The sequence below is a fragment of the Nocardia donostiensis genome (assembly GCF_002081715.1).
GTDB lineage: Bacteria > Actinomycetota > Actinomycetes > Mycobacteriales > Mycobacteriaceae > Nocardia > Nocardia donostiensis.
In genome coordinates this window covers 159,341-183,060 of sequence record NZ_MUKP01000001.1, presented here as the reverse complement: position 1 = coordinate 183,060, position 23,720 = coordinate 159,341, and the positions used below count along the sequence as shown (strand labels likewise).

General features: G+C 65.1%; 26 protein-coding genes. 9 read left to right on the top strand and 17 right to left on the bottom strand.

Annotated features, from left to right (window positions below; translation table 11 throughout):
• Positions 1-2: 2 nt before the first annotated feature.
• Genes B0T44_RS00860 through B0T44_RS00850 form a run of 3 tightly spaced genes read right to left on the bottom strand, consistent with a single transcriptional unit; the run spans position 3 to position 3,359 of the window.
• On the bottom strand, positions 3-917 hold the full coding sequence (locus B0T44_RS00860; RefSeq protein ID WP_077118406.1) for an acetaldehyde dehydrogenase (acetylating): 915 nt from the start codon (positions 915-917) through the stop codon (positions 3-5).
• A 23-nt stretch (positions 918-940) separates the two neighbouring features.
• Entirely contained in the window at positions 941-1,726 is a 786-nt protein-coding gene (locus B0T44_RS00855; protein ID WP_077118411.1) for a 2-keto-4-pentenoate hydratase, read from the bottom strand.
• Position 1,727: 1 nt separating this feature from the next.
• Complete coding sequence (locus tag B0T44_RS00850) at positions 1,728-3,359, bottom strand: FAD-binding protein (protein WP_077118414.1); 1,632 nt, start codon at positions 3,357-3,359, stop codon at positions 1,728-1,730.
• Positions 3,360-3,478: 119 nt separating this feature from the next.
• Between B0T44_RS00850 and kstD the strand changes: the two genes are divergently transcribed.
• The 6 genes from kstD (at position 3,479) to B0T44_RS00820 (ending at position 10,566) form a co-directional block, all read left to right on the top strand.
• The gene (gene kstD, locus B0T44_RS00845; RefSeq protein ID WP_077118417.1) at positions 3,479-5,179 is read left to right on the top strand and encodes a 3-oxosteroid 1-dehydrogenase; all 1,701 of its coding nucleotides are present in this window, start codon (positions 3,479-3,481) and stop codon (positions 5,177-5,179) included.
• A gap of 288 nt (positions 5,180-5,467) precedes the next feature.
• Positions 5,468-6,331 carry an enoyl-CoA hydratase ChsH3 gene (gene chsH3 / locus B0T44_RS00840; RefSeq protein ID WP_077118562.1) on the top strand — a complete coding sequence of 288 codons (864 nt, stop codon included), beginning with the start codon at positions 5,468-5,470 and terminating at the stop codon, positions 6,329-6,331.
• 246 nt (positions 6,332-6,577) lie between these two features.
• Positions 6,578-7,273, top strand: coding sequence for a helix-turn-helix domain-containing protein (locus tag B0T44_RS00835; RefSeq protein WP_254854211.1), 696 nt, complete (start codon positions 6,578-6,580; stop codon positions 7,271-7,273).
• Positions 7,274-7,350: 77 nt separating this feature from the next.
• Complete coding sequence (locus tag B0T44_RS00830) at positions 7,351-8,142, top strand: SDR family NAD(P)-dependent oxidoreductase (RefSeq protein ID WP_077118421.1); 792 nt, start codon at positions 7,351-7,353, stop codon at positions 8,140-8,142.
• A gap of 212 nt (positions 8,143-8,354) precedes the next feature.
• On the top strand, positions 8,355-9,785 hold the full coding sequence (locus tag B0T44_RS00825; RefSeq protein ID WP_175648065.1) for a cytochrome P450: 1,431 nt from the start codon (positions 8,355-8,357) through the stop codon (positions 9,783-9,785).
• Positions 9,778-10,566, top strand: a complete 789-nt coding sequence (locus B0T44_RS00820; RefSeq protein WP_077118427.1) for a class I SAM-dependent methyltransferase — start codon at positions 9,778-9,780, stop codon at positions 10,564-10,566. Before B0T44_RS00825 ends, B0T44_RS00820 begins: the two co-directional genes overlap by 8 nt.
• 99 nt (positions 10,567-10,665) lie before the next feature.
• Here the strand turns inward: B0T44_RS00820 and B0T44_RS00815 are convergent, their stop codons facing one another.
• The 3 genes from B0T44_RS00815 to B0T44_RS00800 all read right to left on the bottom strand — a co-directional run bounded on the left by B0T44_RS00815 (position 10,666) and on the right by B0T44_RS00800 (position 12,719).
• Complete coding sequence (locus tag B0T44_RS00815) at positions 10,666-10,866, bottom strand: hypothetical protein (RefSeq protein ID WP_077118431.1); 201 nt, start codon at positions 10,864-10,866, stop codon at positions 10,666-10,668.
• Between the two features lie 849 nt (positions 10,867-11,715).
• A complete protein-coding gene (locus B0T44_RS00805; protein ID WP_077118436.1) occupies positions 11,716-12,309 on the bottom strand; it encodes a hypothetical protein in 594 nt (197 codons plus the stop codon).
• Positions 12,306-12,719, bottom strand: a complete 414-nt coding sequence (locus tag B0T44_RS00800) for a DNA-directed RNA polymerase subunit beta (RefSeq protein ID WP_245839229.1) — start codon at positions 12,717-12,719, stop codon at positions 12,306-12,308. Before B0T44_RS00800 ends, B0T44_RS00805 begins: the two co-directional genes overlap by 4 nt.
• A gap of 263 nt (positions 12,720-12,982) precedes the next feature.
• Here B0T44_RS00800 and B0T44_RS00795 point away from each other — a divergent pair, with 263 nt between their 5' ends.
• Positions 12,983-13,840, top strand: coding sequence for a DUF5753 domain-containing protein (locus tag B0T44_RS00795; RefSeq protein ID WP_081511461.1), 858 nt, complete (start codon positions 12,983-12,985; stop codon positions 13,838-13,840).
• Between the two features lie 4 nt (positions 13,841-13,844).
• Positions 13,845-14,183, top strand: a complete 339-nt coding sequence (locus tag B0T44_RS00790) for a DUF397 domain-containing protein (protein WP_077118444.1) — start codon at positions 13,845-13,847, stop codon at positions 14,181-14,183.
• A gap of 41 nt (positions 14,184-14,224) precedes the next feature.
• On the opposite strand, the gene B0T44_RS28440 is transcribed toward B0T44_RS00790, so the two are convergent.
• The 6 genes from B0T44_RS28440 to B0T44_RS00760 form a co-directional block, all read right to left on the bottom strand.
• Complete coding sequence (locus B0T44_RS28440) at positions 14,225-14,551, bottom strand: DUF4143 domain-containing protein (RefSeq protein WP_217808814.1); 327 nt, start codon at positions 14,549-14,551, stop codon at positions 14,225-14,227.
• Between the two features lie 194 nt (positions 14,552-14,745).
• Positions 14,746-15,039, bottom strand: coding sequence for a hypothetical protein (locus tag B0T44_RS00780; RefSeq protein ID WP_077118448.1), 294 nt, complete (start codon positions 15,037-15,039; stop codon positions 14,746-14,748).
• 146 nt (positions 15,040-15,185) lie between these two features.
• Positions 15,186-15,371, bottom strand: a complete 186-nt coding sequence (locus tag B0T44_RS28435) for a type II toxin-antitoxin system RelE family toxin (RefSeq protein WP_368025686.1) — start codon at positions 15,369-15,371, stop codon at positions 15,186-15,188.
• Between the two features lie 61 nt (positions 15,372-15,432).
• Positions 15,433-15,705 carry a type II toxin-antitoxin system Phd/YefM family antitoxin gene (locus B0T44_RS00770; RefSeq protein WP_077118450.1) on the bottom strand — a complete coding sequence of 91 codons (273 nt, stop codon included), beginning with the start codon at positions 15,703-15,705 and terminating at the stop codon, positions 15,433-15,435.
• 160 nt (positions 15,706-15,865) lie between these two features.
• Positions 15,866-17,164: an SGNH/GDSL hydrolase family protein gene (locus tag B0T44_RS00765; protein ID WP_077118452.1), complete on the bottom strand. Its 1,299-nt coding sequence runs from the start codon at positions 17,162-17,164 to the stop codon at positions 15,866-15,868.
• Positions 17,161-18,192 (bottom strand): saccharopine dehydrogenase NADP-binding domain-containing protein, encoded by a 1,032-nt coding sequence (locus B0T44_RS00760; RefSeq protein ID WP_077118454.1) that lies wholly within the window; start codon positions 18,190-18,192, stop codon positions 17,161-17,163. Before B0T44_RS00760 ends, B0T44_RS00765 begins: the two co-directional genes overlap by 4 nt.
• Positions 18,193-18,318: 126 nt before the next feature.
• Between B0T44_RS00760 and B0T44_RS00755 the strand changes: the two genes are divergently transcribed.
• Positions 18,319-19,236, top strand: a complete 918-nt coding sequence (locus B0T44_RS00755; RefSeq protein WP_077118456.1) for an AraC family transcriptional regulator — start codon at positions 18,319-18,321, stop codon at positions 19,234-19,236.
• Positions 19,237-19,485: 249 nt separating this feature from the next.
• Here the strand turns inward: B0T44_RS00755 and B0T44_RS00750 are convergent, their stop codons facing one another.
• Genes B0T44_RS00750 through B0T44_RS00730 form a run of 5 tightly spaced genes read right to left on the bottom strand, consistent with a single transcriptional unit; the run spans position 19,486 to position 23,598 of the window.
• The gene (locus tag B0T44_RS00750) at positions 19,486-19,920 is read right to left on the bottom strand and encodes a hypothetical protein (protein WP_077118458.1); all 435 of its coding nucleotides are present in this window, start codon (positions 19,918-19,920) and stop codon (positions 19,486-19,488) included.
• Positions 19,917-21,191, bottom strand: a complete 1,275-nt coding sequence (locus tag B0T44_RS00745) for a DUF58 domain-containing protein (protein WP_077118460.1) — start codon at positions 21,189-21,191, stop codon at positions 19,917-19,919. Before B0T44_RS00745 ends, B0T44_RS00750 begins: the two co-directional genes overlap by 4 nt.
• A complete protein-coding gene (locus B0T44_RS00740; RefSeq protein WP_077118462.1) occupies positions 21,188-22,150 on the bottom strand; it encodes an AAA family ATPase in 963 nt (320 codons plus the stop codon). The genes B0T44_RS00745 and B0T44_RS00740 overlap by 4 nt, the downstream gene beginning before the upstream one ends.
• 27 nt (positions 22,151-22,177) lie before the next feature.
• Positions 22,178-22,675, bottom strand: a complete 498-nt coding sequence (locus B0T44_RS00735) for a hypothetical protein (protein WP_077118464.1) — start codon at positions 22,673-22,675, stop codon at positions 22,178-22,180.
• Positions 22,672-23,598, bottom strand: coding sequence for a DUF4129 domain-containing protein (locus tag B0T44_RS00730; protein WP_139347887.1), 927 nt, complete (start codon positions 23,596-23,598; stop codon positions 22,672-22,674). The genes B0T44_RS00735 and B0T44_RS00730 overlap by 4 nt, the downstream gene beginning before the upstream one ends.
• Positions 23,599-23,720 lie beyond the last annotated feature (122 nt).

The window sequence follows — 23,720 nt, the reverse complement described above, 5'->3', positions numbered from 1 at the left end:
TCTCACACCCGGGCCGAGGTGATCTGTCCGGCCATGACTTCGCCGACTCGGGTGGCGGCTGCGGTCATGATGTCGAGGTTGCCCGCATACGGCGGCAGGAAATCGCCCGCGCCCTCGACTTCGACGAACACCGAAACCTTCGCCATACCGCCGGACACCACCGACGGTGGATCGAACTGCGGGTCGTTGAGCAGGCGGTAGCCGGGCACGTACTGCTGGATATCGGCGACCATGCGGTGAATGGAATCGGCGATGGCGTCGGTGTCGGCATCTTCGGGGATGGCGCAGAAAATGGTGTCGCGCATGATCATCGGCGGTTCGGCCGGGTTGAGGATGATGATCGCTTTACCGCGCTGCGCGCCGCCGATGGTTTCCACACCGCGGCTGGTGGTTTTGGTGAATTCGTCGATATTGGCGCGAGTGCCAGGTCCGGCCGATACCGACGACACCGAGGCGACGATTTCGGCGTAAGGCACCGGCACCACACGGGATACGGCCGCCACGATCGGGATGGTGGCCTGGCCGCCGCAGGTGATCATATTGACGTTCGGCGCGTCGATATTGGCCCCGAGGTTCACCGGCGGCACCACGGCGGGCCCGACGGCGGCGGGGGTCAGGTCGACGGCGCGGATACCGGCCTCGGCGTATTTGGGTGCCGCCTCACGATGCACGTAGGCGGAGGTGGCCTCGAAGATCAGGTCCGGCAGTTCGGACTGGCCGAGCAGCCAGCCGACGCCCTCGTGCGATGTCTCCAGACCCAAGCCACGCGCCCGTTTCAACCCCTCACTGTCCGGGTCGATGCCGATCATCCAGCGCGGTTCGATCTGCTCGGAGCGCAGCAGTTTGTACAGCAGATCGGTGCTGATATTGCCGGACCCGACGATCGCGGCGGTTACGGTTCCCGTCGTGGTGGTCACGACAAACCTCCTAGTGGTTACGCCTAAGCGAATTGCAGACGGACAGAGCCGAGCCCGGCGAACTCGGCGTGGAAGGAATCACCGGGGCGTGCGTCGATGGCGCGAGTGCAGGAGCCGGGCAGCACGATATCGCCTGCTTTCAACCGGACCCCGAAGCTCGCCACCTTGCGGGCCAACCAGGCGACCGCGATAACCGGATCCCCGAGCACCGCGTCGCTTCGGCCTTCGGCGATCACCTCGTCGTTGCGGGTGAGTACCGCATCGATGTTCTTGATATCGATGTCTTTCGGCGCCACCCGCTGTGGGCCGAGCACGAAACCAGCCGAGGATGCGTTATCGGAAATTGTGTCGGCCAGCGCGATATTCCAGTTCTTGATACGCGAATCGATGAGTTCGATAGCGGGCGCGTAGGCGACGGTCGCGGCGAGCACATCGGCTTCGGTGCATTCCTCCCCTGGCAGGTCGGCGCCGAGCACGAAACCGACCTCGACTTCCACCCTGGGGAACAGGTAGCGGCTCGTGTCGACCGGAACGTCTTCGTAGACCTCCATGTCGGCGAGCAGATGCCCGTAATCCGGTTCGTCGACGCCCATCATCTGCTGCATCGCCTTCGACGACAGACCCACCTTGTGCCCGACGATGCGGGCGCCCGCGTCGATCTTGCGGCGGATGTTGATCAGCTGGATCTCGTAGGCGTCGACCACATCGATATCGGGATACCGGGACACGAGCGGGTCGATGGCGACCCGCTCGCGTTCGGCGCGGTCGAGTTCGTCGGCGAGTTCGGTTCTTACCGCATCGGACAGCACGCTAGTTTCCTTCCACAGTGGTCTTTACGGCGTCGTGAACCGCGGCGAGGCGTTCCGCCGCGCTCCGGCCCGCTCGCCTGCCGGAGAAAACACAGTCGGCCAGGGAAAGGCCGCTGACATAGGAATTCGCACAGAGACCCACCGCGGTGCGCCCTGCGGCGTATAAGCCCGCGATATCGGTTCCGTCGGTGGATTTCACAGCACCGGTGTCCTCGTCCACCACTACACCGCCGACGGTGAACATCGGGCACGGGTTGGTCAGGCTCGGTTTGATCGATACATCCAGCAGCCAGTACGGGCCGTTGCCGACGGTGCGGGTGTATTCGGCGGGTTTACCCACCGGGTCCGCCGTTCCTTCGGTAATGGCAGCGTTGTGCGCGTGCACTGTCGCCCGCAGCCCGGCCGCGTCGATCCCGGCCTTGGCGGCCACTTCCTCGAGGGTTGCACCGCGTTTGGCGGTGCGACGCATCACCTCGAATTGCACCCGCTGGAACCAGCTGCCTTGGGGGCCGATCTGGGAGATCGCGGTGCGCATCAGTTCGTCGTCGGCGAGCAGCCAACCGATACCGTTGCGCTCGGTGACCAGGGTTTTGCCGACGGCCGCGCCGTACCGGGTTTCGTCGATGACCCGCCTGCCTTGCCCGTCGACGAGCAACGCGCCGGTGAAAGAACTCGGCGGCAGCAGGAAACGCCAGGCCGAGACGCTGTCCAGCCGGTCGGTGCGTGCGCCGAGGCGGCGAGCGAGTTCGATACCGCTGCCGTCGTCGCCGGAACTGCCCAGCGGCAGCCCGCCACGGTAGGCGGGGGCGTATTCGCGCACCATTTCCCGGTTGCCGATGAACCCGCCCGCGCTGAGGACCACCCCGCGCCGGGCCAGCACTTTGATGGTGGTGGCGTAGTGCCGTTCGAGGGCCGCCATCCGTTTTTCCATGGCTTTGCGCAGCGGCGGATAGTAGATGCCGGGTTTGGCGGCGAGCCGGGCCATGCGGCTGTAGCGGTCGCGGATGCGGCCCGGTGCGTCGCGCAGGGTGCGGCATTGCAGGCCGATCACCGTGCCGGTGTCGTCGGTGATCAGTTCGGTGGCCGTGGTGAGTGTTTCCACCCGCACCCCGGCGGCGGCAGCGGCGGCGGCCATCGGGAAGAACAAGGCTTTACCCGACACCCCGCGCCCTTTGGCGCGGTGCCCGCGCTGGGCCGGGGTGATATCGCCGAATGCGCCGGAGATTTCGCTGCCGGAGTAGTACAGGTAGTAGTCGTCGTTGGGGTAGGAGGTTTTGTACGGGCACAGTGATGCCTCGAAAGGCACCCCGTGCCCGGTGAGCCAGTCGATCATCGCGGGGCTTTGGTCGACGAAACGCCGCAGCGTCGCCGGTGACACGGCGTCACCGACTTCTCGTTCCAGGTAGGCCAGCATCTGTTCTGGTGTGTCCTCCACCCCGGCTGCGCGCTGCACCCAGGTGCCGCCGCCCGCGTAGATGATGCCGCCGGATAGTGCTGTTGCCCCTCCGCCGGTGAACCGATCCAGGACCAGCACCTGCGCACCGTTGTCGGTGGCTTCCAGCGCCGCGGCTGCGCCCGCCGCACCGTATCCGATGACGACCACGTCCGCGGTCAGATCCCAATCGTGGTCCATCTACTCCCACTCCGTTGCCGACAACTAACGGGAAACTGAAACGAGTTTCCTCGCCGTTTCCGCTGATATTCGAGTCTTCTGCCAGACAACATAGACCAACAGCGTCCCCATTCTATAACGTGTTCTACATGATTGATCGGGAATACGACGTGGTGGTCGTCGGCAGCGGTGCCGCCGGGATGACCGCTGCCCTCACCGCCGCTCACCACGGGCTCAGCGTGGTCGTCATCGAAAAGGCCGCGCATTACGGTGGGTCGACCGCCCGCTCCGGCGGCGGCGTGTGGATCCCCGGCAACAAGGCGCTGCGCGCATCGGGCCGCCCGGACGACCGGGAAGACGCCCGCACCTACCTGCACAGCATCATCGGCGACGTCGTACCCCGCGAACGGATCGACACCTACATCGACCGTGGCGCGGAGGCCTTCGACTTCGTGCTCGACCACACGCCGCTGAAGATGAAATGGGTGCCCGGATACTCCGACTACTATCCGGAGGCTCCGGGTGGCCTTGGCGAGGGACGCTCCTGCGAGCCCGCGCCGTTCGACACCAAGGTGCTCGGCGAAGAACGGTTCAAGCTGGAGCCGCCGTATGCCAAGGCGCCGCTGAACGTGGTCGTTATGCAAGCCGACTTCGTTCGGCTCAACCTCATCAAACGCCACCCGAAGGGCATGATGCGTGCCCTGCGGGTCGGTGCGCGCACCTACTTGGCGAAGTTCACGGGTAAACATATCGTCGGTATGGGTCAGGCCATCATCGCCGCGATGCGCAAAGGCCTCATGGACGCGAACGTGCCGCTGCTGCTGAACACACCGTTGACCGAGCTCGTCATGGATGACGGCGTGGTCACCGGCGTGGTGGCCGAGCAGGACGGTGAGCCCGTCACCTTCAAGGCCCGATACGGCGTGGTGCTGGGCAGCGGCGGGTTCGAACACAATGCCGAGATGCGCGCCAAATACCAGCGCCAGCCCATCACCACCGAGTGGACCACCGGTGCGGCCGCCAATACCGGCGACGGCATCACCGCGGGTATGGCGGCAGGCGGCGCGATCGGGTTCATGGAGGACGCGTGGTGGGGTCCCACGCTCTTCAAGGGTGCAGGTAAGCCGTGGTTCGCCCTCGCCGAGCGCAACCTGCCCGGCACGATCATCGTCAATGCTGACGGCAAACGTTTCGGCAATGAGTCCGCTCCTTACGTCGAGGCCGTGCACACCATGTACGGCGGTGAATATGGACAGGGTGCGGGCCCTGGCGAGAACATTCCTGCTTGGCTCGTTTTCGACCAGCGCTACCGCAACCGCTACATCTTCGCTGGTTTACAGCCTGGGCAAAGGTTCCCCTCCCGCTGGATGGAAGGCGACAACATTGTCAAGGCCGACAGCATCGAGGAGCTCGCGAACAAGATCGGGGTGCCCGCGGAGAACCTCGCCGCGACCATCACCCGGTTCAACACTTTCGCCGAAACCGGCAAAGATGCGGACTTCGGCCGCGGCGACAGCCACTACGACCGGTACTACGGCGACCCCACGGTGAAACCCAACCCATGCCTGGCCGCCCTGGTCCAGGGGCCGTTCTACGCGGCCAAGATGGTGCCCGGCGATCTCGGCACCAAGGGCGGCCTGGTCGCCGACACCTCGGGCCGGGTGCTGCGCGAAGACGGCACCCCGATCCAGGGCCTGTACGCCTCCGGTAACTGCTCCACCCCGGTCATGGGCCACACCTATGCGGGCCCCGGCGCCACCATCGGGCCGGCCATCACCTACGGATATCTGGCGGTCCTCGACATCGTCGAACGGAAGAAGAACCAGACGAGCACGGCATGACCGTGTCAGGGCCTGGAGGAGGTAGCTTGCGTCGCCACGCAGGGCCCCCACGGGCATGCAGAAAGAACACAGCATGACCGTGTCAGGGCCCGTAAGAGGCAGCTCGCGTCACCACGTAGGGCCCCACACGCATGCAGCCAAGGACGCCGCCGCAAAGGATGCGTGAGGAGTACATTCCGGCCGGTGGGACAGTCCCTGCCGCGTCTGCCCTTCAGCGGGCAGGATCGACGGTTGGCCCACCGGCCGGACCTCGCGACTTTCATCCGCAATCATGCACAAGGAGTACTGATGCCCATCGATCCGAAGATCGCGCTCGGCGCGGAACTGCCGAGCCGCGAGTTCGCGTGGACACCGTCGGACGTGCAGCTCTACCACCTGGGTCTCGGCGCGGGCACCCGCTGGACCGACCCCGCCGAACTGCGCTACCTCGCCGACCGGGAACCGCAGGTGCTGCCGACCTTCGCCACCGTTGCACCCACCCTGGGCGAAACCGAACCGCCGAAGGTCGAGTTCCCCGGTATCGATATCGATCTGGCGAAGGTGGTGCACGGCTTCCAGGAGGTGCAGGTGCACCGCCCCATCCCGGCCACGGGCAAAGCCACCCAGACCGGCCGGATCAGCGAGATCTGGGATAAGGGTTCGGCCGCGGTGGTCGTGCAGGAGCAGACGGTCACCAGCTCCGACGGTGAACCGCTGTGGACTACCCGCTCGTCCATTTTCGCTCGCGGCGAGGGCGGTTTCGGGGGCGAACGCGGCCCCAGCACCAAAACCGAACTGCCCGATCGCGCACCCGATCACGAGGTCACCGTGGCGACACTGCCGCAGCAGGCGCTGCTGTACCGCCTGTGCGGTGACCGCAACCCGCTGCATTCGGACCCCGAGTTCGCCAAGGGCGCAGGTTTCCCGGCGCCGATCCTGCACGGCCTGTGCACCTACGGAATCGTCTGCAAAACCGCCACCGACACCGTCCTTGGCTCCGACGCCACCCGCGTCACCGGTTTCCGGGCCCGGTTCGCGGGTGTTCTGTTCCCGGGCGAAACCATCCGCACCCGCATGTGGCGGGAAGCCGATCAGCTGATCATCACCGCCACCGCCGTCGACCGCGATGACTCCCCCGTGCTCGCGGACGTCGTGCTCGGCTTCAGCTCCTGATCATCTCGGGGGCGCCCGGCGTGCGGTCGCAGAACCGCACTTCGGGTGCCCCTCGAACAGGTACGGGCAGACCAACGGGTGAGGGCTTCGCCGGGAAACGTTCCGTAGCATAGGGCGATGCGATCCGGACTCGGGCTTCGAGCTACGACTGCCTGGCATATCGCGCGACCGGCACCACCTGGCCCGATGGCCCGCGTCAGCATGGCCGGCTTTCGCGATCGATGCACGGATCCGATAGAACTGCCGGTGGTCCCGCACCCCTCGGTCACGCTGGTTTTCGAATGCGGCGGTGGCACGCTCGTGGTGCGTGATGCCACCGGTCGTCGGCATCGAGGCAGTCTCGTCGCCGGGCTCGCCCCCAGCGCAGTTCGGATGCAGGGCCAGAACATCGACTGCGTGGAGGTACGCCTCTCCCCGGTGGACGCACCTGCCGTGCTGGGTGCATACCTCGCGGAGCTGGATCACAACGTGGTCGCTCTCGACGACATCTGGGGTCGAGAGGCGTCGCGAATCCTGGACCAACTGGGCGAGACCGACTTGTGGGACGAACGTTTCGCATTGATCGATGCGTTACTCACCCGTCGAAGCGCAGCCGGGCCGATGCTGAACCCTGAAGTGGCTTGGGTCTGGGAAAGGATCAGCCTCGGCTGCGGCTCGGCCAGGGTCGAGGATTTGGCGACCGAGGTGGGATGGAGCCGCCGACGTCTGTGGGAACGGTTCCGGGCCCAGGTGGGCCTGCCACCCAAGCGTGCCGCGAAGCTGGTGCGTTTCCATTGGGCCGCAAGGTGTTTGACTGCGGGAGACAGCCCAGCCCGCGTCGCGGCGAAATGTGGTTATACCGACCAGTCGCATCTGCACCGAGACGTTGTGGCATTCACCGGAGTGACTCCGGCAGCCCTGGCTGTCGACTCGGGGCTCGCAGCACATTGCGCAGCCGAGTGACCAACATTCGTACAAGACCTGCGGTCACCCGGTAGGCGAGGGTGGAATCTCGTCCACCCGATATCGGAGTACATGAGATGGATTTGCGTAAGGCAAGAGTGCTGTTGACCGGTGCTACCGGCGGAATCGGGCAGGCGCTTGCCGTCGACCTGGCCGCTTGCAGCGGGGAGGTGGTGCTCACCGGCCGCCGGACAGATGTGCTCGAGCCGCTGGCCGAGAAGCTGAACGGCCGAGCCATTCCCGCCGATCTCACCGATCGAGACGCGGTCGAACAGCTGCTGCAGACGGCAGGCGAGATCGACGTGCTCGTGGCCAATGCCGCGCTACCGGCGACAGGCCTGCTCTCCGACTATTCCCTTGCCGAGATCGACCGCGCACTCGACGTCAACCTCCGCGCCCCGATCATGATGGCGAAACTCCTCGCGCAACACATGGCCTCCCGGCGCCACGGTCACCTGGTCTTCATCTCCTCGCTCAACGGAAAAACCGCCTCCGCGCAGGCATCGCTCTACAACGCCACCAAGTTCGGAATGCGTGGCTTCGCCCTCGCGCTCCGTGAAGATATGCGGCCGCACAACGTCGGAGTCTCCACCATATTCCCGGGCTATATCAGCGACGCGGGTATGTTCGCCGACTCCGGCGCCAACCTGCCCCGCGGGATCGGTACCCGGACGCCACAGGACGTGGCACGTGCGACCATCCGCGCCATCGAGAAAAACCGCGCCGAGGTGGATGTCGCGCCCCTGAGCCTGCGCATGATCGGCCTGCTCAGCGGCATTGCCCCCGGCCTGTCTGCTGCCATCCAACGCCGTGCAGGCACCGAAAAGATCACCGAACAGCTGGCAGAAGGCCAGCGTTCCAAGCGGTGACCCTTCGCTCCCCCTGACCGGACAGCGAGTGGCCGGGGCTCGCGCCAACACCTTGGCCGTGGCGTCGTCTCTCATTACTGCGCTTCAGCTCCTGACGTCGCCGAGTGGTGCATAGCATGCCTATGTGTCCGAACTGGCGACACAGACGAAACCGCGGTTCGGGCCACGGTAGCCTGGCCGGACATTGCGGCTTGGCGAGCAGGAGTACGCGTATGTCCCGCAACAACAGCAACGGCGCAGGTCGGCCGCCGGGTACTAGGCCCTTGCCGATCATCGGCGACCTGGCGGCCTTTGCCCGTGATCAGTTCGGCTTTCTGCCGTCGCTGCATCAGCGGTTCGGAGATGTTGCCGAGTGGTCGATCGGCTCCACCCGGGCCGTCGTGTTCTTCCACCCCGACGATGTCGGGCTGGTGTTTGCTGCTGCGGGGGCCAATGGACCGCTTGGCCGGGGAAACGAAGATTCTTTCGCCAGGCATGCCGAGATCACCGGAAGCAATGGCCTGATCATGAGCGAAGGCGCTTACTGGCGGAGGCAGCGGCGCACGCTTCAGCCGGGCATGCATCCGCGGTGGATCGAAAGCTACGCCGAAGTCATCACTCGCTTCTCTGAGGAGACCGTACTGAGCTGGGGTGCCGGCCGAACGCGGGATATGCAGCGGGACATGGAACAACTCGTGGGCCGCATAGCTATGCGGACGCTGCTGGGATCGGACCTGGGCGACGAGCTGGCCGAAGAACTCAAACGCGCAAGCGACCGGATGTTGAAGTTGAACATGCTCGAGTTCGCGCTCGGCTCGAAACTCCCGGTGTGGGTACCGACACCGTTGCGGCGCTGGCTCACAAGCGCTTCCACCCGCACGGAGCGGCTCATCATGGGCGCTGTGGAGCAACGGCTCGCCGAACGCGAAACGCACCCGGCCGACAGCGGGCAGGACATGCTCGACATGCTTTTGGATGCTCGCGACGAAGATGGGCAGCCGCTGACAGACCTCCAGTTGCGCGACGAGATCTACACGTTGTATCTCGCAGGTTATGAGACGACAGCCAATACGTTGGGGATCATGTTCACGCTGCTGAGCCGATACCCGGATCTACAGCAGCGGCTGGTCGACGAAGCTGAACAAGTTACGGAGGGGGCACCTCTCGGGTACGAGCATGTGGGCGCACTCGAGCTCGCCGAAGCGGTGGTCAAGGAGACGTTGCGCGTGTATCCGGTAGTGCGCGCACTGAACCACCGAGTCAATTCCACGTTCAGCGCAGGCGGTCACGAGTTCGGACCAGGCCACCTGGTGTGGGTGGCTCCTTGCGTCACCCAACGAGACCCCCGCTGGTTCGACTCGCCCGACGAGTTCCGGCCCGATCGATGGCTCGACGGGTCCACCGATAACATCCCCCGGTTCGCCTGGTTCCCGTTCGGCGGCGGTCCCCGCGTATGCCTCGGCCAGAGGCTCGCCGTCGCCGAGATGGTGTTGATCATGACAATGGTGCTGCGCCGGTTCGCTCTGTCCCCAGCGGATGGGGAATCCGAGGAGTTGCCGTTGCGGATCAACGGCGGCGGTCACCTGGTGTGCACGAATGCCCGCGTGACCCTCGGTAGCCGACCGACGGTAGGAAAAAGGAAGCAAGCCAGCCCACATGCATGAGGATCACCGAGTGAGCGCAACCGACACGATCGACACCTTGCCCCGGGGCGGACCGGCTGCCTCTTGGCTGGACCGGCAGCTCGAAACCGAGCGCCTGGAGTTCTTGGACCGAGACGATGTCGACGACCGTGTGAAGCGGTCAGTGGTTCGGGCGCTCGAGCATATCTGCACAAAGTTTCGGTACAACGAGAAATTCGCCCAGCTGGCGATGCAAGAAGTAGCGGATATCCCTCGCCCGAGGATTCTCGAACTCGGCGCAGGGCACGGCGGTTTCTCGCGCGAACTGCTCGAACGGCATCCCGATGTAGAGGTGACCGTCACCGATATTGATCCCGCATCGGTAGACGATATGGCCGCAGGCGATCTCGGATCGCATCCGCGTGCTGTCGTGCGTGTCGAGGACGCGACGTCGATCAATGCGCCGGATCAAGCCTATGACCTCGTAGTCTTCGCTCAGTCGTTCCATCATCTGCCGCCGAGGGCGGCTGCTGCCGCGATCGCCGAAGCAACCCGAGTCGCCAAGAAATTCCTCATCGTCGACGTACTCCGCCAGTCACCGATCGTGCAGCCTTTGCGCCTGCCGTTGATCTCCGCAGTCATCCTCCTCGGACAGGGCTACCCGACGGCGCACGACTGGCTCATCAGCGAGCTACGCGCCTACAGTCCGTCCGCATTACAGGCGCTGGCCGCACACACCGAAACGGATATCGCCACGCGGTTCAGCAATGACCGAATCCATCAGGTGGCCGTCATGTCCCGCGGCGACCTCGACAAGGTGTAGCAACCGAAGGCTCTCCGGCGAATGCCTCAGTTATTCACGCTGGGGCCAAAAGAAAATGCCCTGCCTCGAATGAGGCAGGGCATTTCCCGGCCACTGTTCTTAGTCGGCCGGGGTGGTATCGGCGCCCGACGAACCGGTGGCCAGCAGCTCGACCAGCGAGGTCACGATCTCAGCCGAGCCGGTGTCGACCGGGGTAGTGCCGCCGCCCGCATCCGGTTCAGCGGCGGCGACACCAGCGCCGGCCAGCATGAGCCCGGCAGCCGCGGCGAAGGCAAGACCGAACGTCCGAATTTTGTTCATGTGAATGAGTCCCCTCGAGAGACGTTGTTCCTCAACCGGTCACTTTTGTAACCGTCCAGAGAATGTCTAGCACGGCCATCCGAAATTTCTAACGAAACTGAAACACTACAATTCCAGTTTGTTTGCCGAGGGACAGCTGCAAAGCTCAGAAAAGTACTCGATCCCGAAACTCGCTACGTTGCGAAAATGTACGGCTTGGACCGAACCCCGGCCCTGCCACCGGGAAACCACCTGGTCAAAGTCAGATTCTCGTAGGACAGGGAATCAGGAGCATTCCGGGCCTCCGGTTTGCATTGCCCCCTATTGTGGGGTCGCGCCCCGGACACAAGCCCATGTTTTCGGTGTTGCCCAGCAAATTCGAAGCCAAACGGAGGGAAGAATCACACCATCTTCGAGTAACGTTTTGCGGTAAATTCCGATGCGGGCCGCGGCGGACGCTATCACCCCGTACCAGCCCGCCGCTGCCGGGCGTTCTTCTCGCTCCTTTCGCCCCGGCAAATAGGCTACGCGTGCGTCGAGAACCTCGCCGATCACGAACTGATCCGCCCCCAATGACTGGTCCGCGTAGACGGAGCGTCGGCTTCGGCCCACCGGCGCGTGGGCGGGGTGTCCCCCACGCGTCGACGTGATCGGAATGCATGTTGGTTGGTCAAGGCTCGAGGTACAGCCGTTCACAGGGCAGGCGCGATAACTCCTGTGCCCTTCCAGGCAGCACAGATATCTCCCCACTGTGGGCCCGCCATTCCTGCACAAACAGCAGCGCGGCGGTCAAACAGGCAGCGAAGTCGAATCGGATGCCGTGGAGGAACACGCTCAAGTGAACATCGGGTTCCTCCGGTCGCGGGCTGCTCATGCCTTTTTCCGCTCGAACGCGGTCAGTGGACGAGCAATTCGCCCGCATCTGAGCTCCGGCGCGGGGGCTCGCACATCGCCACCACGGAGAGCAGCTACGGCCACATCGAAACCGGCGGCGTGCCGTCCGACGTGAAACTCCTGTTGGAGGGCGCCTGTTGATGGGCGGGACGTGCTGGCGATGTACTGCGCGAAGCGCGCGACCAGCAGCGACACCATATCGCCGTAGGAATATGGCAGCTCCTCAGCCGAAGGTTTCGGTGGAGGTATGACGGCGGCTGCATACCGGTCGATATACCTGGCGTGAAGGTCCAGATGGGCGGCTCTGCCTGCGGTAATCGGCTTGCAGCGCTGGCGCTCTCGGTAGTGAGCCAGCCAGATCGGCATCATGACTCGGGCGTTCGCCAGTATTCGCGTGGTAGGGCCGATGAGCACGGCACCAGGCGTGCCCAATGTCTCGGGTAATTCGATCCCGCACAGGGCGTCGAACACATCCTCGGCATCAGGGAGGCTTCCTTCTTCGACGCGCCGGTACACCGGTTTGCCGACCCTACCGATATAGGTTGCTGAAGTCACTTCCTCGGCCGTCATGCGCCCCGCCATTCGGTGTCGATGAGGCGGAGGTCTATCCCGCGGCCCGGTAAGCAGCGGCTTATCGCGGCCAGCACCACCGAGCCCGACGGCCGAAACTTGTCTCGCGGCGCGACGACCCAGTGGCGGGCGGTGAACGGCCGGTCAGCAGGCGAAGGCAAAGCGATCTCCGCGCCGTCACGATGCACAGCGACATTCGCGCGGAACAGCGGACCGATCAGCGAAGGTGACAGCGGCACGTCTGGCTCCACCAGGAACGACCACGTCGCCGATCGAGGATGCGACACGATGGGCCCCTCGACGCGCCAACGGTTACGGAGATCCTGGCGGACCGAATGCCCGACCGAAGCCGACACCCGTATCGCCCAGACCACCCGGGCAGCGACACTGATCCGACCCGTGGATGTCACCACCGCAGGTAGACCGCACGTCTCTCGATAGAAGGTGCATCGGCTGGCAGGCGTATCCACACCGTTCCCAGCTGCTACATGGTTCATGCCGCCTACTCCCCTCGGGTGAAGACCGAACTCCACGCTGCCTTGTGATCTGAAGCACTCCGCAAGCTACTATGCTTAAATTAAGCAGTCAATACGCGAAGACATCGTGCTTTACTTTGCTGTGCTGTACCGTGAGTGCACCCCAGACCAGGAAGGATCGTCAGCGCATGGCCCCGATGTCCCCGACAGTCGCCGCTTGGGAACTGACTCTGCGCATCCGCGAGCAGGGCAAGTCCCGCGGGGTGAAGGCAAGCGCAATCCAGAAGGCGCTCGACGTTAGTGCCGCATACTGGTCGCAGGTCATGAACTATCGCGGCGTGCTCACCGAGGAGAAACTGCGCCAGCTGATGGATCTGCTCGAGTTCGAGCCCGACGAGCAAGCCGAACTCCTGGCCCTGCGGGCGGTAGCCAAGCAACGAGGCTGGTGGGCCGAGTACTCGGCACTGTTCAACGACGAGTTGATGCGCTTCTACGGTCTCGAGCACGGAGCGCAGCACATACGAAGTATCGAAGCTGGTGTTATCCAGGGGTTGCTGCAATCCGAGGACTACATCCGCGCCCTGATGTCCTCCATCGTTTCGACTGGCCGACCGACCGAAGCCGAACAGCGCGTGCGCGCACGGTTGCGCCGCCAGCAGCGGCTTTCAGGGGACGACCCTTTACACCTGTCAGTCGTCCTTGGCCAAGCGGCCTTGATGCAGCAGGTCGGCGGCCCTGATGTGCAGCGAGACCAGTTACGGCACCTTCTCGAACTGGTGGATCGCCACCCCGACACTCTCGATCTGCGGGTCGTGCCGTTCAATGCGCGTGGTTCGATCGCCAGCCTCAATGCAGCGACCTGCCACCTTTTGGAGTTCGAAAGCGCCCGCCTGCCCGGTATCGGCTGGCTGGAGACAGCGATCTACGGGCAGGTTGCCGATGACCCGAGACACGTAGAGGCGCTGAGTTATCTCTACAACCAGGTGACCAGCGTGGCACTGAGCCGTGAAGACTCGGTACAGATAATCAAGGAAACGATCAGCCAGATAGGATGATTTCGTGCGTTCCCCTTGGTTCAAGTCCACGTTCAGCGGCGGGGATCAGACCTGTGTCGAAATCTCACATCGCGCGAGCACTGTACTAATCCGCGACAGCAAGTACACCGGCCTCCCCGAACAACAGCCGATCATCACGGTGACAGACGCACTCTGGGCCGATTTTCTAGGCCTGGTCCTCAGCACCACCTCCGGCACTCTGGGCGACTCGCTCGCCATCACCGCCCATGCCGACGGTGCCGCCACGATCAGCGATAACACTGGCGTCCGACTCGACTACAACCGCGACGAATGGGAAGCGTTCACCAAGGGCGTCGCCAACGGCCAGTTCGATCGCCCCTGAGCCACAAGAAGCGGCCTACCCGGGCCATTGTTACCTGAGATTCAAGCCCCGATCGCCCACAAGGAGCGGGAGTAGGGCCATGGCCAGCACGCTGACCGGCATGGCCAGCATTTTCTGCTGTCCGGTGTGCAGCACGATGCCTGCGAGGAAGTCGTCGCCGAGTCGTTCCGCAAGGTGGCGGAGACCGCGAGAGTCGTTGGGCCGACTGCCGATGCCGCCTTGACTTCTATGCCGACCACTTCACCTCGTCGGTTCTTCAGCACTGCGTCGACTTCGACCTGGTCGCGCGTGCGGTAGTGGAAGAGTTCGGCTTCCTCATCGAACCACGTGACCTGGCGGGCCAGCTCCATCAAGACGAACCCCTCCACGGGCCGAACTGGCCTGTGGGGCGGAGCAGCCTCCGCATGTCAGCGCTGACCTAATGTGCGCGGTACCGGAATCGAATGGCTGTTGGTTGATCTGCCGCTAGGTCGGTGGTGGATCTGCCGCATGCTTGCTGGTGATTTTGCGGTTACCCAGCTGGTGGATCTGCCGCACAATCGCACGCAGTCCGGCCGTCAGATCATCGAACACCCCGCGTCAAGCGGAAACCGAATCGTGCCGCGGCGCCACCGAGCAGGGCACCGGTGATGGTCGGCGCCACGATGAGGCCGACCCACACCCAGCGAGTGGGCCACATCTTCGCGACCATATCGCCGAACTGCCTGAGATCATCTTCGCTGTAAGTGGCGTAGTAGCAGCTGACTGTGTTGGGACCTACCGCCCACCAGATCGCGAGCACCACCACGGCCGCGAGTCCGCACAGGAGGCCGACACAGGTAGCGGCGATGATGGTGGGCTTCACAGGTTCGGTCATGTTCTGAATCTATTGTTTCGCGCGTCCGTATCCATAGACGGCCGTGATCAGGTGGACTGGTGAACCTGGCCCCTCGGCGGGCGTCAAAGGCGCGACATCGAGGGTAACCACGCACATCACTCAGCAGGAGTTCGACCGTCGGAGATTCAGCGGTACACATCGGATCGCTTGGCAACGGTGTAGATCGTCACCAACTGTTCGCCGTCATCGATCTCGTACACGATACGGTACTGGCCGATCCGGATGCGCCAGTCGCTGTGGCTGCCGACGAGCTTTTTGCCCCGGCGGGGCGAGGCTCCTTGCTGAGCCCGATGATCGCTTGCAGCGCGGATTCGAATACGTCACGGGGCAGCTTCTGGAGTTGTTCGAGTGTGTCGGGGTGGAACTCGACCCTCACGAGGCGAGAACCGTTTCCGGGTCGACACCGAGCGCGGTAACCATCTCCGACATCGTCATTGTCTCGAACGGCACTTCCCGCATTCGGCGCAGACGAAGCGCGTCGGCGAGATCGGCGTGCTCATGCAGCCGTTCGTAGTCGGCCATGCTGATCAAGACGGCAACCTCGGTACCGCTGTCGATGATCACGACCTCTTCCCCGGTCGCCGCGACGTTGCGCACGATAGCGCCGAGCCTGGTCCGCAGATCCCTCAAATTGTAGGTACTCATGTCACACATGTCACACACAGCCTGCACCCGAATCGGCTTCTCCGGTCGGCCGCGCTCCCTTCATAACTACTCGGACCTGTTCGATGGCAACCTCTGGACAGTGGAGCGGCGGCGAGTACGCACGAACTGGGTGAGGGCACCCCATAGCGGCGCCCTCACTTCACTTTTTGTGCATGCTCTGTTCGTCTGTCCCGTTCAGGACGAGCGCGGCGGCCTCGGCCATCGCGGAATAGCCTGCGGGACCGGGGTGCAGGTGGTCTCCGCTGTCGAACTGCTCGGCGAGCGAGTCCGGATCCGAGGGGTCGGCGAGTGCGCGCTCGAAGTCGATGACGGCGTCGAATTCGCCGGAGCTGCGAATCCAGGAGTTGACCGCGTCCCGGACCCGTTCCCCGCGTTCGCTGTAGTACGGGGCGCCCCGGTAGGGCAGCAGAGTGCCGCCGATGACGCGCAAGCCGTCGTCGCGTGCCATCTGAATGAGGAGCTGGTATTCAGCGATCAGTTGGTCGGCCGTGACCTCAGGGTTCGGGCGTAGCCACGGCTCGGGCAGTTCACTGGCCCCGATGTCGTTGATGCCAGACAGCAGGATCACGGTGCCGATTCCGTCCTTGTCGAGCACATCGCGACGGAACCGGGTGGCCGCGCGTTGGCCCACATAATCGGAGTCCGACACGATCCGGTTTCCACCGATGCCGTTGTTGAGCACGGCACGGGGCCGGTCGGTGACGGCGAGGCGGTCGGCCAGAGCATCCGGGTAACGGTTGTCCGCGTCGATACCCGCACCTGCGCCATCGGTAAGGGAGTCGCCGAAGGTGACTACACCATCGCGGTTGGGGGCACCGAAGACTTCGATGCCGGCCAGGTAATACCACGACTTGTCGGACTCGGTGAACGCCGCGCCTTCGATGTCGGTGCTGTGATCACCGGCCGCACGGTAAGTAGTGGTGTTGCCGAGAAAGTGGAAGGTGGCCGGCCCGGTTGCCTCGTTCAGATAGAGGGTCACGGTGATCGGTTGTCGGGCGTTGACCGGGTAAACAGCGGCATCGCTGGTGAGTTCGGTGCCCGACGGGATCACCGCGGCCGGTGAGCCGCTGAAGGATAGCGGGCGCACGGTGCCCGAACGCACCGCTGCCCCTTCGGCAGTGTGCGCAATGGTGGCCGCCGCGATCGACAGCGGTCGATCGCCGAAGAGATTGGACAGCGTGATCCGTACGGATTCGCCGGCGAGGGTGGGGCGCACGGTCTGACGGATGGTGTGGTCGGCGAACCCTTCGGTCGACCAATTCGGCCCCAGCACATCAACGGCGGCCATCTGCGCGGTGGACCAGCTGTCGAGCCACATCCTGTTCTGCCCGCTTCGGTCGGAGGAGCCGACGTACAACGCCGTACCGGTGACGGCCAACAGCAGCGCCGCCACTGCCGACAGCACGGCGGTTCGTGTCTTTCGGAGGTTCGTCGTCACGCCTGCTCCTCGATGCGCCAGGTGATCCCGTGCGACGCCAGCCCGTCGAGAAAGGTCTGCGGTGTGAACGCCTCGGCCGCCGCCAGCACCCCGGGTTCCGCCGTCTCGCTCTCGGCGAGAGCCACGGCCGCAGCCACTGCCATGAGCGCGGAATCGCGGTAGGAGTCGACACCGCTCAGCACCGCGCGGACCGCCGTGCCGTCCGAGCCGCGCGCGTCCACCACCAGGTCGTACCGCATATCGGCGGTTGCCGATGGTGCCTGCGGCAGCGTTTGGGCGAGGTCGGGCGTTACCGTGCTCACCGCCGCGTGAATGCGCGCGTCGAGCACTCCTGCCACGAACCGAACCGGCGTGTGCCGGGGAATCGTCAGCACCGGTGGCTGGGGGAATTTCGTCACCGGGACCTCGGCGGTATCGCTGGGAAGCACCATCGAGGTGGGTCGGTCGAGTGTTCCCCGGCGCAGTTCACCGTCCTGGTAATGCCATCCGCCGGTGCGGAACCAGTCCAGGCTTGCCAACAGGGTTTGCGCGCTACCACGCGAACCTTCGCCGCCGCTTCTGGTGTGATGGCTGATCACGATCTCCGCTGGTGTACTGACCCGTCGGGCGGCCAAGTAGGCCAGTAGATCGCCGGGCAGGTTGCTGTCGGTGATCCCGGGGACGACCATCACCCCGGAAGCCTCAGCGGGAGCGGCGAACTCATGGAAAACCCGCTTCAGCCACAGTTGTTCACCCGACAGGTCCACATAGTGCGCCCCCGCGGCGATCGTGGCCGCGAGCACCGGCGCGCCGTGCTCCACGTAGGCCGGCAGGCTGCTGATCACCGCGTCCACCCCGGTGAACGCTGCGACGAGGGCCTGATGGTCGTCGAGCGTCGCGATCCGAATCTCGGAGTCGGTGGCTCGGGCGGTCGACATCAGGCGGTCGCTGTCCCGTCCGACGAGGACCGGTTGGATACCCCGGCGAACCAACTCCGCCACGAGGTGGCCCCCTGTGTAGCCGGTGGCGCCGTAAACAGCGATCTTCATCTCGAACTCCGTTCATCTCTTGGTGTTGCCGAGAATAAACTTACGGATCAGCCGTGAGCGATAGTATGGGCAAGAATCGCAATTTTATATCCAAAACACTCATCAACTCTGCATTATGATTCCACCGTGGACATCCTCTCCGACGCGATCTCCGCCATCCGCACCAACAGCCCGAGTTCCGGTCTGTTCATTCGTCACGCCCCCTGGGGACGGCACTATCCCGTGGTGCCCGGCGCCGGATTCCATGTGGTGTTACAAGGGTCCTGCTGGCTACGCCCACCCGATGGTGACGCGATCGCGCTCGGCGTCGGCGATGTGGTGTTCATGCCGCGGGGTGCGGACCATGTCCTCGTCGACGATCCCGCCACCCCCGTCACCGAGATCGCCCAGCCCGGCGAGCCTCGGGAAATCACCGGCCCCGGTCCGCGCAGCGTGCTGCTGTGCGGTGCCTACGCGCTCGACCGCCGGCACCCGCACCCGATGCTGAACAGCCTGCCGGAGTTCGTTCATCTGCCCGCCCAGCTGGGCAGACACCCATCTCTGCGTGGCGCGGTCGATCTACTCGCCGCCGAACTGGCCGAACCACGAGCGGGAACAGACGCCGTGGTGCCATCACTGCTGGACGCATTGCTGCTGTACATCCTGCGGGCATGGCTGGAGGAGAACGCCGATACGCGACCGTCCGGATGGGCCGCCGCGTTCGGCGACCCGGCAGTCGCGACAGCGCTACGCGCCATTCACGCCGATCCGTCACGTCCGTGGACGGTGGAGGATCTGGCCGCGGCGGCCGGGGTCTCCCGGGCAACACTGGCTCGCAGGTTCGCCGCCACGATAGGCGAAGCACCGCTGTCGTATGTGACCCATTGGCGAATGATCCTCGCAGCGAAATGGTTACGCGAGAGCGCAGACGCCTTGTCGACGGTGGCACGCAGGGCCGGTTACGGCTCGGAGTTCGCGTTCGCCAAAGCATTCAAACGCGAGTTCGGTGTCGCTCCGGGGCGATACCGAAAAGAAGCGGGACGAGCAGAGCCCGTAGCGGTCTGAGATCCGATGGATCGACGAGTGGCCGCCCTGGACCAGGCGCCGCGGTGGTCTTGCCTGTCGGTCGCACGGAGGCCGGTCCAGGTTCTCGGCTCACAGTGTTGCCGTTGCCGAACCGTCTGCGAATGGGTGTGGTGGTCGATCATCCGGTCAGCAGTTCGGTATCCACCGAAGCGGATATCATCACGCGGTTCAGGGGAAGCCGCCGAGTTCGACACCTAGCCATCAGGGCAGCTGGGAGGCGGCGGGTTATTACCGGACAGTAGTGCGTCGCGGTGCCAGAGCGTGGGTGAGCAGGGCGTAGAGCAGGATCACCAGGATCGGGGCGGCCAGTGGGGCCCAGGTCAGGTGTAGGGGAAGCAGGGCGGCGCCGGTGGTTGCGGCAGTGAAAGTGACCGCGCCCGCTACCGAGGGGATGGTGGTCGGGACGACGCCGTGTGGGGCGGTTGTGGTTGCGGTGTTCAGCAGATAGGTGGTAGCGACCAGGCCGGTTGCGGCGGCGGCGAGTACGCCGGTGTCGGCCCAGACCAGTACTCCGACGGCGAGCAGTACAGCGGCGACGGCGGCGGAACGGAACCACCAACCGGCCACGACCAGCGCGATCGCGGGTAGCGCGGCCCACGGGGTCATCAACGTTACCGCTGCGACCAGCAGGGTTCCGGACAAGACAGCGAGGAATCGGATCATCGGCGCACCCGGACGGTTCGGCGGTGTTCGGGCAGCAGGCGCATGGTTTGGTCGAGCCTGGTATCGGCGGCCCAGGACACGATATCGACGCCGACAGTGCCCATATCGCGGTACATCGACGCCCGCTCCAGCTGCCACATCTTGGCCAAGGTCGGGTCGAGGCCCTTGGCGAACGGGGTGCCGCGCAGCACGTCCACCACCACCACGACATGGCCGCGTTTACGCAGGTCGATCAGGGCCAGCGCGAACTGGGTGTCGAGGAGGGTGGAGAACGCGACGACGATCGCGCCCAACGGGACCGCCGCGTGCGGGGCCAGGGTGCCCGTGGTGGGGATGTGTTCGTCGCCGACGTCGAGCACGGTGTCGACGATGCGGTAGAACTGGCGACGGCCGATATCGGGCCGCAGCCAGCGCGGCGCCTGCCCCAAACACACCACCGCGGTGCGGTCGCCCGCCTGCAATGTCGACTGCACCACCTGCGCCGCGCCGCGCACCGACAGCTCCAGCGAATCGGTGGCCGGGCCAGGCGCCTGCTGGGAGGTGTCCACCAGCACCACCACATCGGCGGAACGGTTGGTGAGGCGTTCGGTGACATAAAGCCTGCCGCGGCGGGCGCTGACCGGCCAGTTCACGATCCGCAGCTGGTCGCCGGGCGCGTAGGCGCGGATATCGGCGTATTCGACACCTGGGCCGTGCCTGCGCGTCAGGTGCACGCCGATACGTTCGGGAAGATCAGTGCGCGGCAACCGCATCCGCTGCGGGTCGGTGATCGGGTAGACGTACAGCTGCCCGGCGGGCAGTACCGCGGTGGCCACGGCCAGACCGGACGGGCCCAACGCCGACACCCGCACCACCACCGGATACCGGCCCCACCGTTGCGCCGACAGCGCCAGTTGCAGCCCGGCGGGCGCGGCCCCGGAATCGCTGGTTTTCTCGACCGTGATCTCCAAGCCGGGCAAAGGTTCCGGGGTGCAGCGCAGCAGGGCGTGACCGTCCTCGACGAACGCCGCAACGGTGAGCACCACTTCCTCGGTTTCGAAACAACGCAGTGTTCCGCCGCCGTCCACCTGGATCCTGGTACGCGACTGCTGCCACGGCGCAGTGGCCAGCACCCCGAGCAGCGGCGCCGCGAACACCACCAGCTGCCAGCGGCCGAATACCACCGCAGTCAGCAACGCCACCGCCGCGCAGATCGCCAGCATGTACACCAGCGGCGCAGGCCGCCACCGTAATTCGGTGTCGACGATCGTGCTGGCGTCGCGGTGCTTCATGGTGTGGTGGCGCGCGGAACCGGGAGTCTGCGCAACAATTCGGCGATAACGTCCTCGCCCCTGATCCGGCGCACCCACATCTCCGGCCGCAACGTGATCCGATGCGACATCGCCGGAATCGCCAGCGCCTTCACATCTTCGGGAATCACGTAGTCGCGGCCCAGCAGCAGCGCACGCGCTCGCGCCATCTGCACCAGATCCAGCTCCGACCGTGGGCTCGCACCCACCTCCACCTGCGGATGCCCGCGAGTGGCCGCGGCCAGCGCCACCACATAGCCGACCACGTCCGGATGTACCGAGACGAACTCGACCGCGTGCCGCATCTCCATCAGCCCGTTCGCGTCCACCACCTGATTCACCTGCGGCGGGGTCGCCCCGCGCTCCAGCCTGCGCCGGATCATCTGGGTTTCGTCCTGTTCGGACAGATAGCCGAGACGCAGCTGGACCGCGAACCGGTCCAGCTGCGCTTCCGGCAGCGGGTAGGTGCCTTCGTATTCGATCGGGTTGTCGGTGGCGAGCACAATGAACGGCTGCGGCAGCGGGAACGTTTCGCCGTCGATGCTGACCTGGCCTTCGGCCATTGCCTCCAGCAGCGCCGCCTGGGTTTTGGGCGGGGTGCGATTGATTTCGTCGGCGAGCAGCATATTGGTGAACACCGGGCCGCGCCGGAAGGTGAACCGGCCGGTGTTCATGTCGTAGATGGTGGAGCCGAGCAGGTCGGCGGGCAGCAGGTCGGGGGTGAACTGCACGCGGGTGAAGTCCAGGCCGAGCGCTGCGGCGAACGATCGGGCGATCAGTGTTTTACCCAGGCCGGGCAGGTCTTCGATCAGCACATGCCCGCCGGACAGTATCGCGATCATGATCAGTTGCAGCTCGTCGCGTTTACCGACCACCGCTCGGGACAGTTCCCGGAGCACGGCCTCGCTGCGTTGGATCGTCGCATCCAAAGGCATCGTCATTTGTCTACTCGCACGTATCTCAACCCGTCACATTCTTTGCAGTCGGCGCAGGATCTCGTCGAGCGCGGCGCGGCCCGGCGCCGGGGTGTCTTGGTCGCGCAGCGCCGAATCCGCCGGATCGACCCAGCGCCACAGGTCGGCACCGAACTGATGGATGCCCGCGTTCTCCAAGGCGCGGCGGTTCTTGGTGACCCGCACACCGGCGGACAATTCGAATTCCTTGGCCAGCAGCGGCCGCAGATGCCGGTCCCAGTCGGCGCGGGTGCCGTCGGCCCGGTCGGCGAGCATCTGCGCTTTGGCATGCCAACGCCGCAGTATTTCCGCGGGGCCGTTGTCGATGGCGTCCATATCGTCGAGCTCGCCGCGTTCCGGGCGCCGGATCAACAACCACATCAGACAGGCCAACGCCACCGCCACCGGGACAGCGGCCACGGCCAGCACCGCCTCGCGCGCCCTGACGACGGCGACCGCTTCGATCAGCAGGACAGCGAGCACGGCGGTGACAACCACCGCTGATCTGCTCACGCCGGCACCTCCTGCCGTTGCAGGTCGGCCAGCACGATGCGCAGCAACTGCTCGGCCCGCATCCGCTGCCATTCGAGCATCGAATGCGGACTGAACCTGGCCTCCTCGAACAGCGCGACCAGTTCCCGCGCCGACGCGTCGTGCAGGGCGCCGTGCTCGAAGGCGCGAGCCAGTACCTCCATCGGGGTGTCGGAGACGAGCGGCGCGGCGGCGCGAGCGGTGGACAACCCGCGTTCCATCGCGATATAGCAGGCGATGATGGCCTCGCGCGGGTCCTGGCCGGGCGCGTTCATCGCGGCCAGACCCATTTCGGCGGCTTTGACCAGCGAATCGGCCTCGCTGGGCCCTGCGGGCTCGACCGGCTCGGGCGCCTGCGGGCGTGCTGCGCGGCGGGTGTGTATCGCGACCACCACCAGCCCGGCGACAGCCACCCCCACCAGCGTGATCGCCGCGGTGAAGGTCAATACCAGGGCGGTACCGGTGAGCTCGGCGGTCTCGTCGTCCGGAGCCGGGCGCGGTGTGCCCGGCGGTTCGGTTGTGGTCGTCGGCGCGGAGGTGTCGGGGGTGTCGGGGACTTCTGCGGCTTCTCGAGGTTGCAGCCCGGCGAAATACAGGGCGGAAGCGGCGGCGATCAGCACCGAGACGACCGCGATCCCGAACAACACCAGCAGCCCGGTCCGGCTCAGCCGCCACTGTTGACGCTCGGTATCGGGATCGGGTTCGGGCATGGCCAGCGGCAGACGATGCTGGCTCGCGATCACCCCCGCCAGCAGAATCACCACCGACACCGTCAGCAACACCGGCATCAACGCAACCATCAGCGCCGAAGGAGCCGAAGGACCGTCAGCGGGTCCGGATGCACCGGGAATCTCCCCACGCAACGCGACGACGGCACACACGAGCAGCGTGATCACTCCGGTCACGCGGAGAACCGGCGCTCGCGACCCTGCCAACGAGTTAACCCCAGACGTATGTGCTGCATTAAACAGCCACATAGTTACATGGCGGGCGCTCGTCCAGGACGAGAATCGAATACTTGGGACCA

Excerpts from the sequence above, each read along its gene's own strand:
- B0T44_RS00820 (WP_077118427.1), top strand. The coding sequence starts at position 9,778 with ATGCATGAGGATCACCGAGTGAGCGCAACCGACACGATCGACACCTTG.
- B0T44_RS00830 (WP_077118421.1), top strand. The coding sequence starts at position 7,351 with ATGGATTTGCGTAAGGCAAGAGTGCTGTTGACCGGTGCTACCGGCGGA.
- B0T44_RS00825 (WP_175648065.1), top strand. The coding sequence starts at position 8,355 with ATGTCCCGCAACAACAGCAACGGCGCAGGTCGGCCGCCGGGTACTAGG.
- B0T44_RS00805 (WP_077118436.1), bottom strand. The coding sequence starts at position 12,309 with ATGACGGCCGAGGAAGTGACTTCAGCAACCTATATCGGTAGGGTCGGC.
- B0T44_RS00750 (WP_077118458.1), bottom strand. The coding sequence starts at position 19,920 with ATGATCCGATTCCTCGCTGTCTTGTCCGGAACCCTGCTGGTCGCAGCG.
- B0T44_RS00770 (WP_077118450.1), bottom strand. The coding sequence starts at position 15,705 with ATGAGTACCTACAATTTGAGGGATCTGCGGACCAGGCTCGGCGCTATC.
- B0T44_RS00815 (WP_077118431.1), bottom strand. The coding sequence starts at position 10,866 with ATGAACAAAATTCGGACGTTCGGTCTTGCCTTCGCCGCGGCTGCCGGG.
- B0T44_RS00795 (WP_081511461.1), top strand. The coding sequence starts at position 12,983 with ATGTCCCCGACAGTCGCCGCTTGGGAACTGACTCTGCGCATCCGCGAG.
- B0T44_RS00850 (WP_077118414.1), bottom strand. The coding sequence starts at position 3,359 with ATGGACCACGATTGGGATCTGACCGCGGACGTGGTCGTCATCGGATAC.
- chsH3 (WP_077118562.1), top strand. The coding sequence starts at position 5,468 with ATGCCCATCGATCCGAAGATCGCGCTCGGCGCGGAACTGCCGAGCCGC.
- B0T44_RS00760 (WP_077118454.1), bottom strand. The coding sequence starts at position 18,192 with ATGAAGATCGCTGTTTACGGCGCCACCGGCTACACAGGGGGCCACCTC.
- B0T44_RS00740 (WP_077118462.1), bottom strand. The coding sequence starts at position 22,150 with ATGACGATGCCTTTGGATGCGACGATCCAACGCAGCGAGGCCGTGCTC.
- B0T44_RS00745 (WP_077118460.1), bottom strand. The coding sequence starts at position 21,191 with ATGAAGCACCGCGACGCCAGCACGATCGTCGACACCGAATTACGGTGG.
- B0T44_RS00780 (WP_077118448.1), bottom strand. The coding sequence starts at position 15,039 with ATGACCGAACCTGTGAAGCCCACCATCATCGCCGCTACCTGTGTCGGC.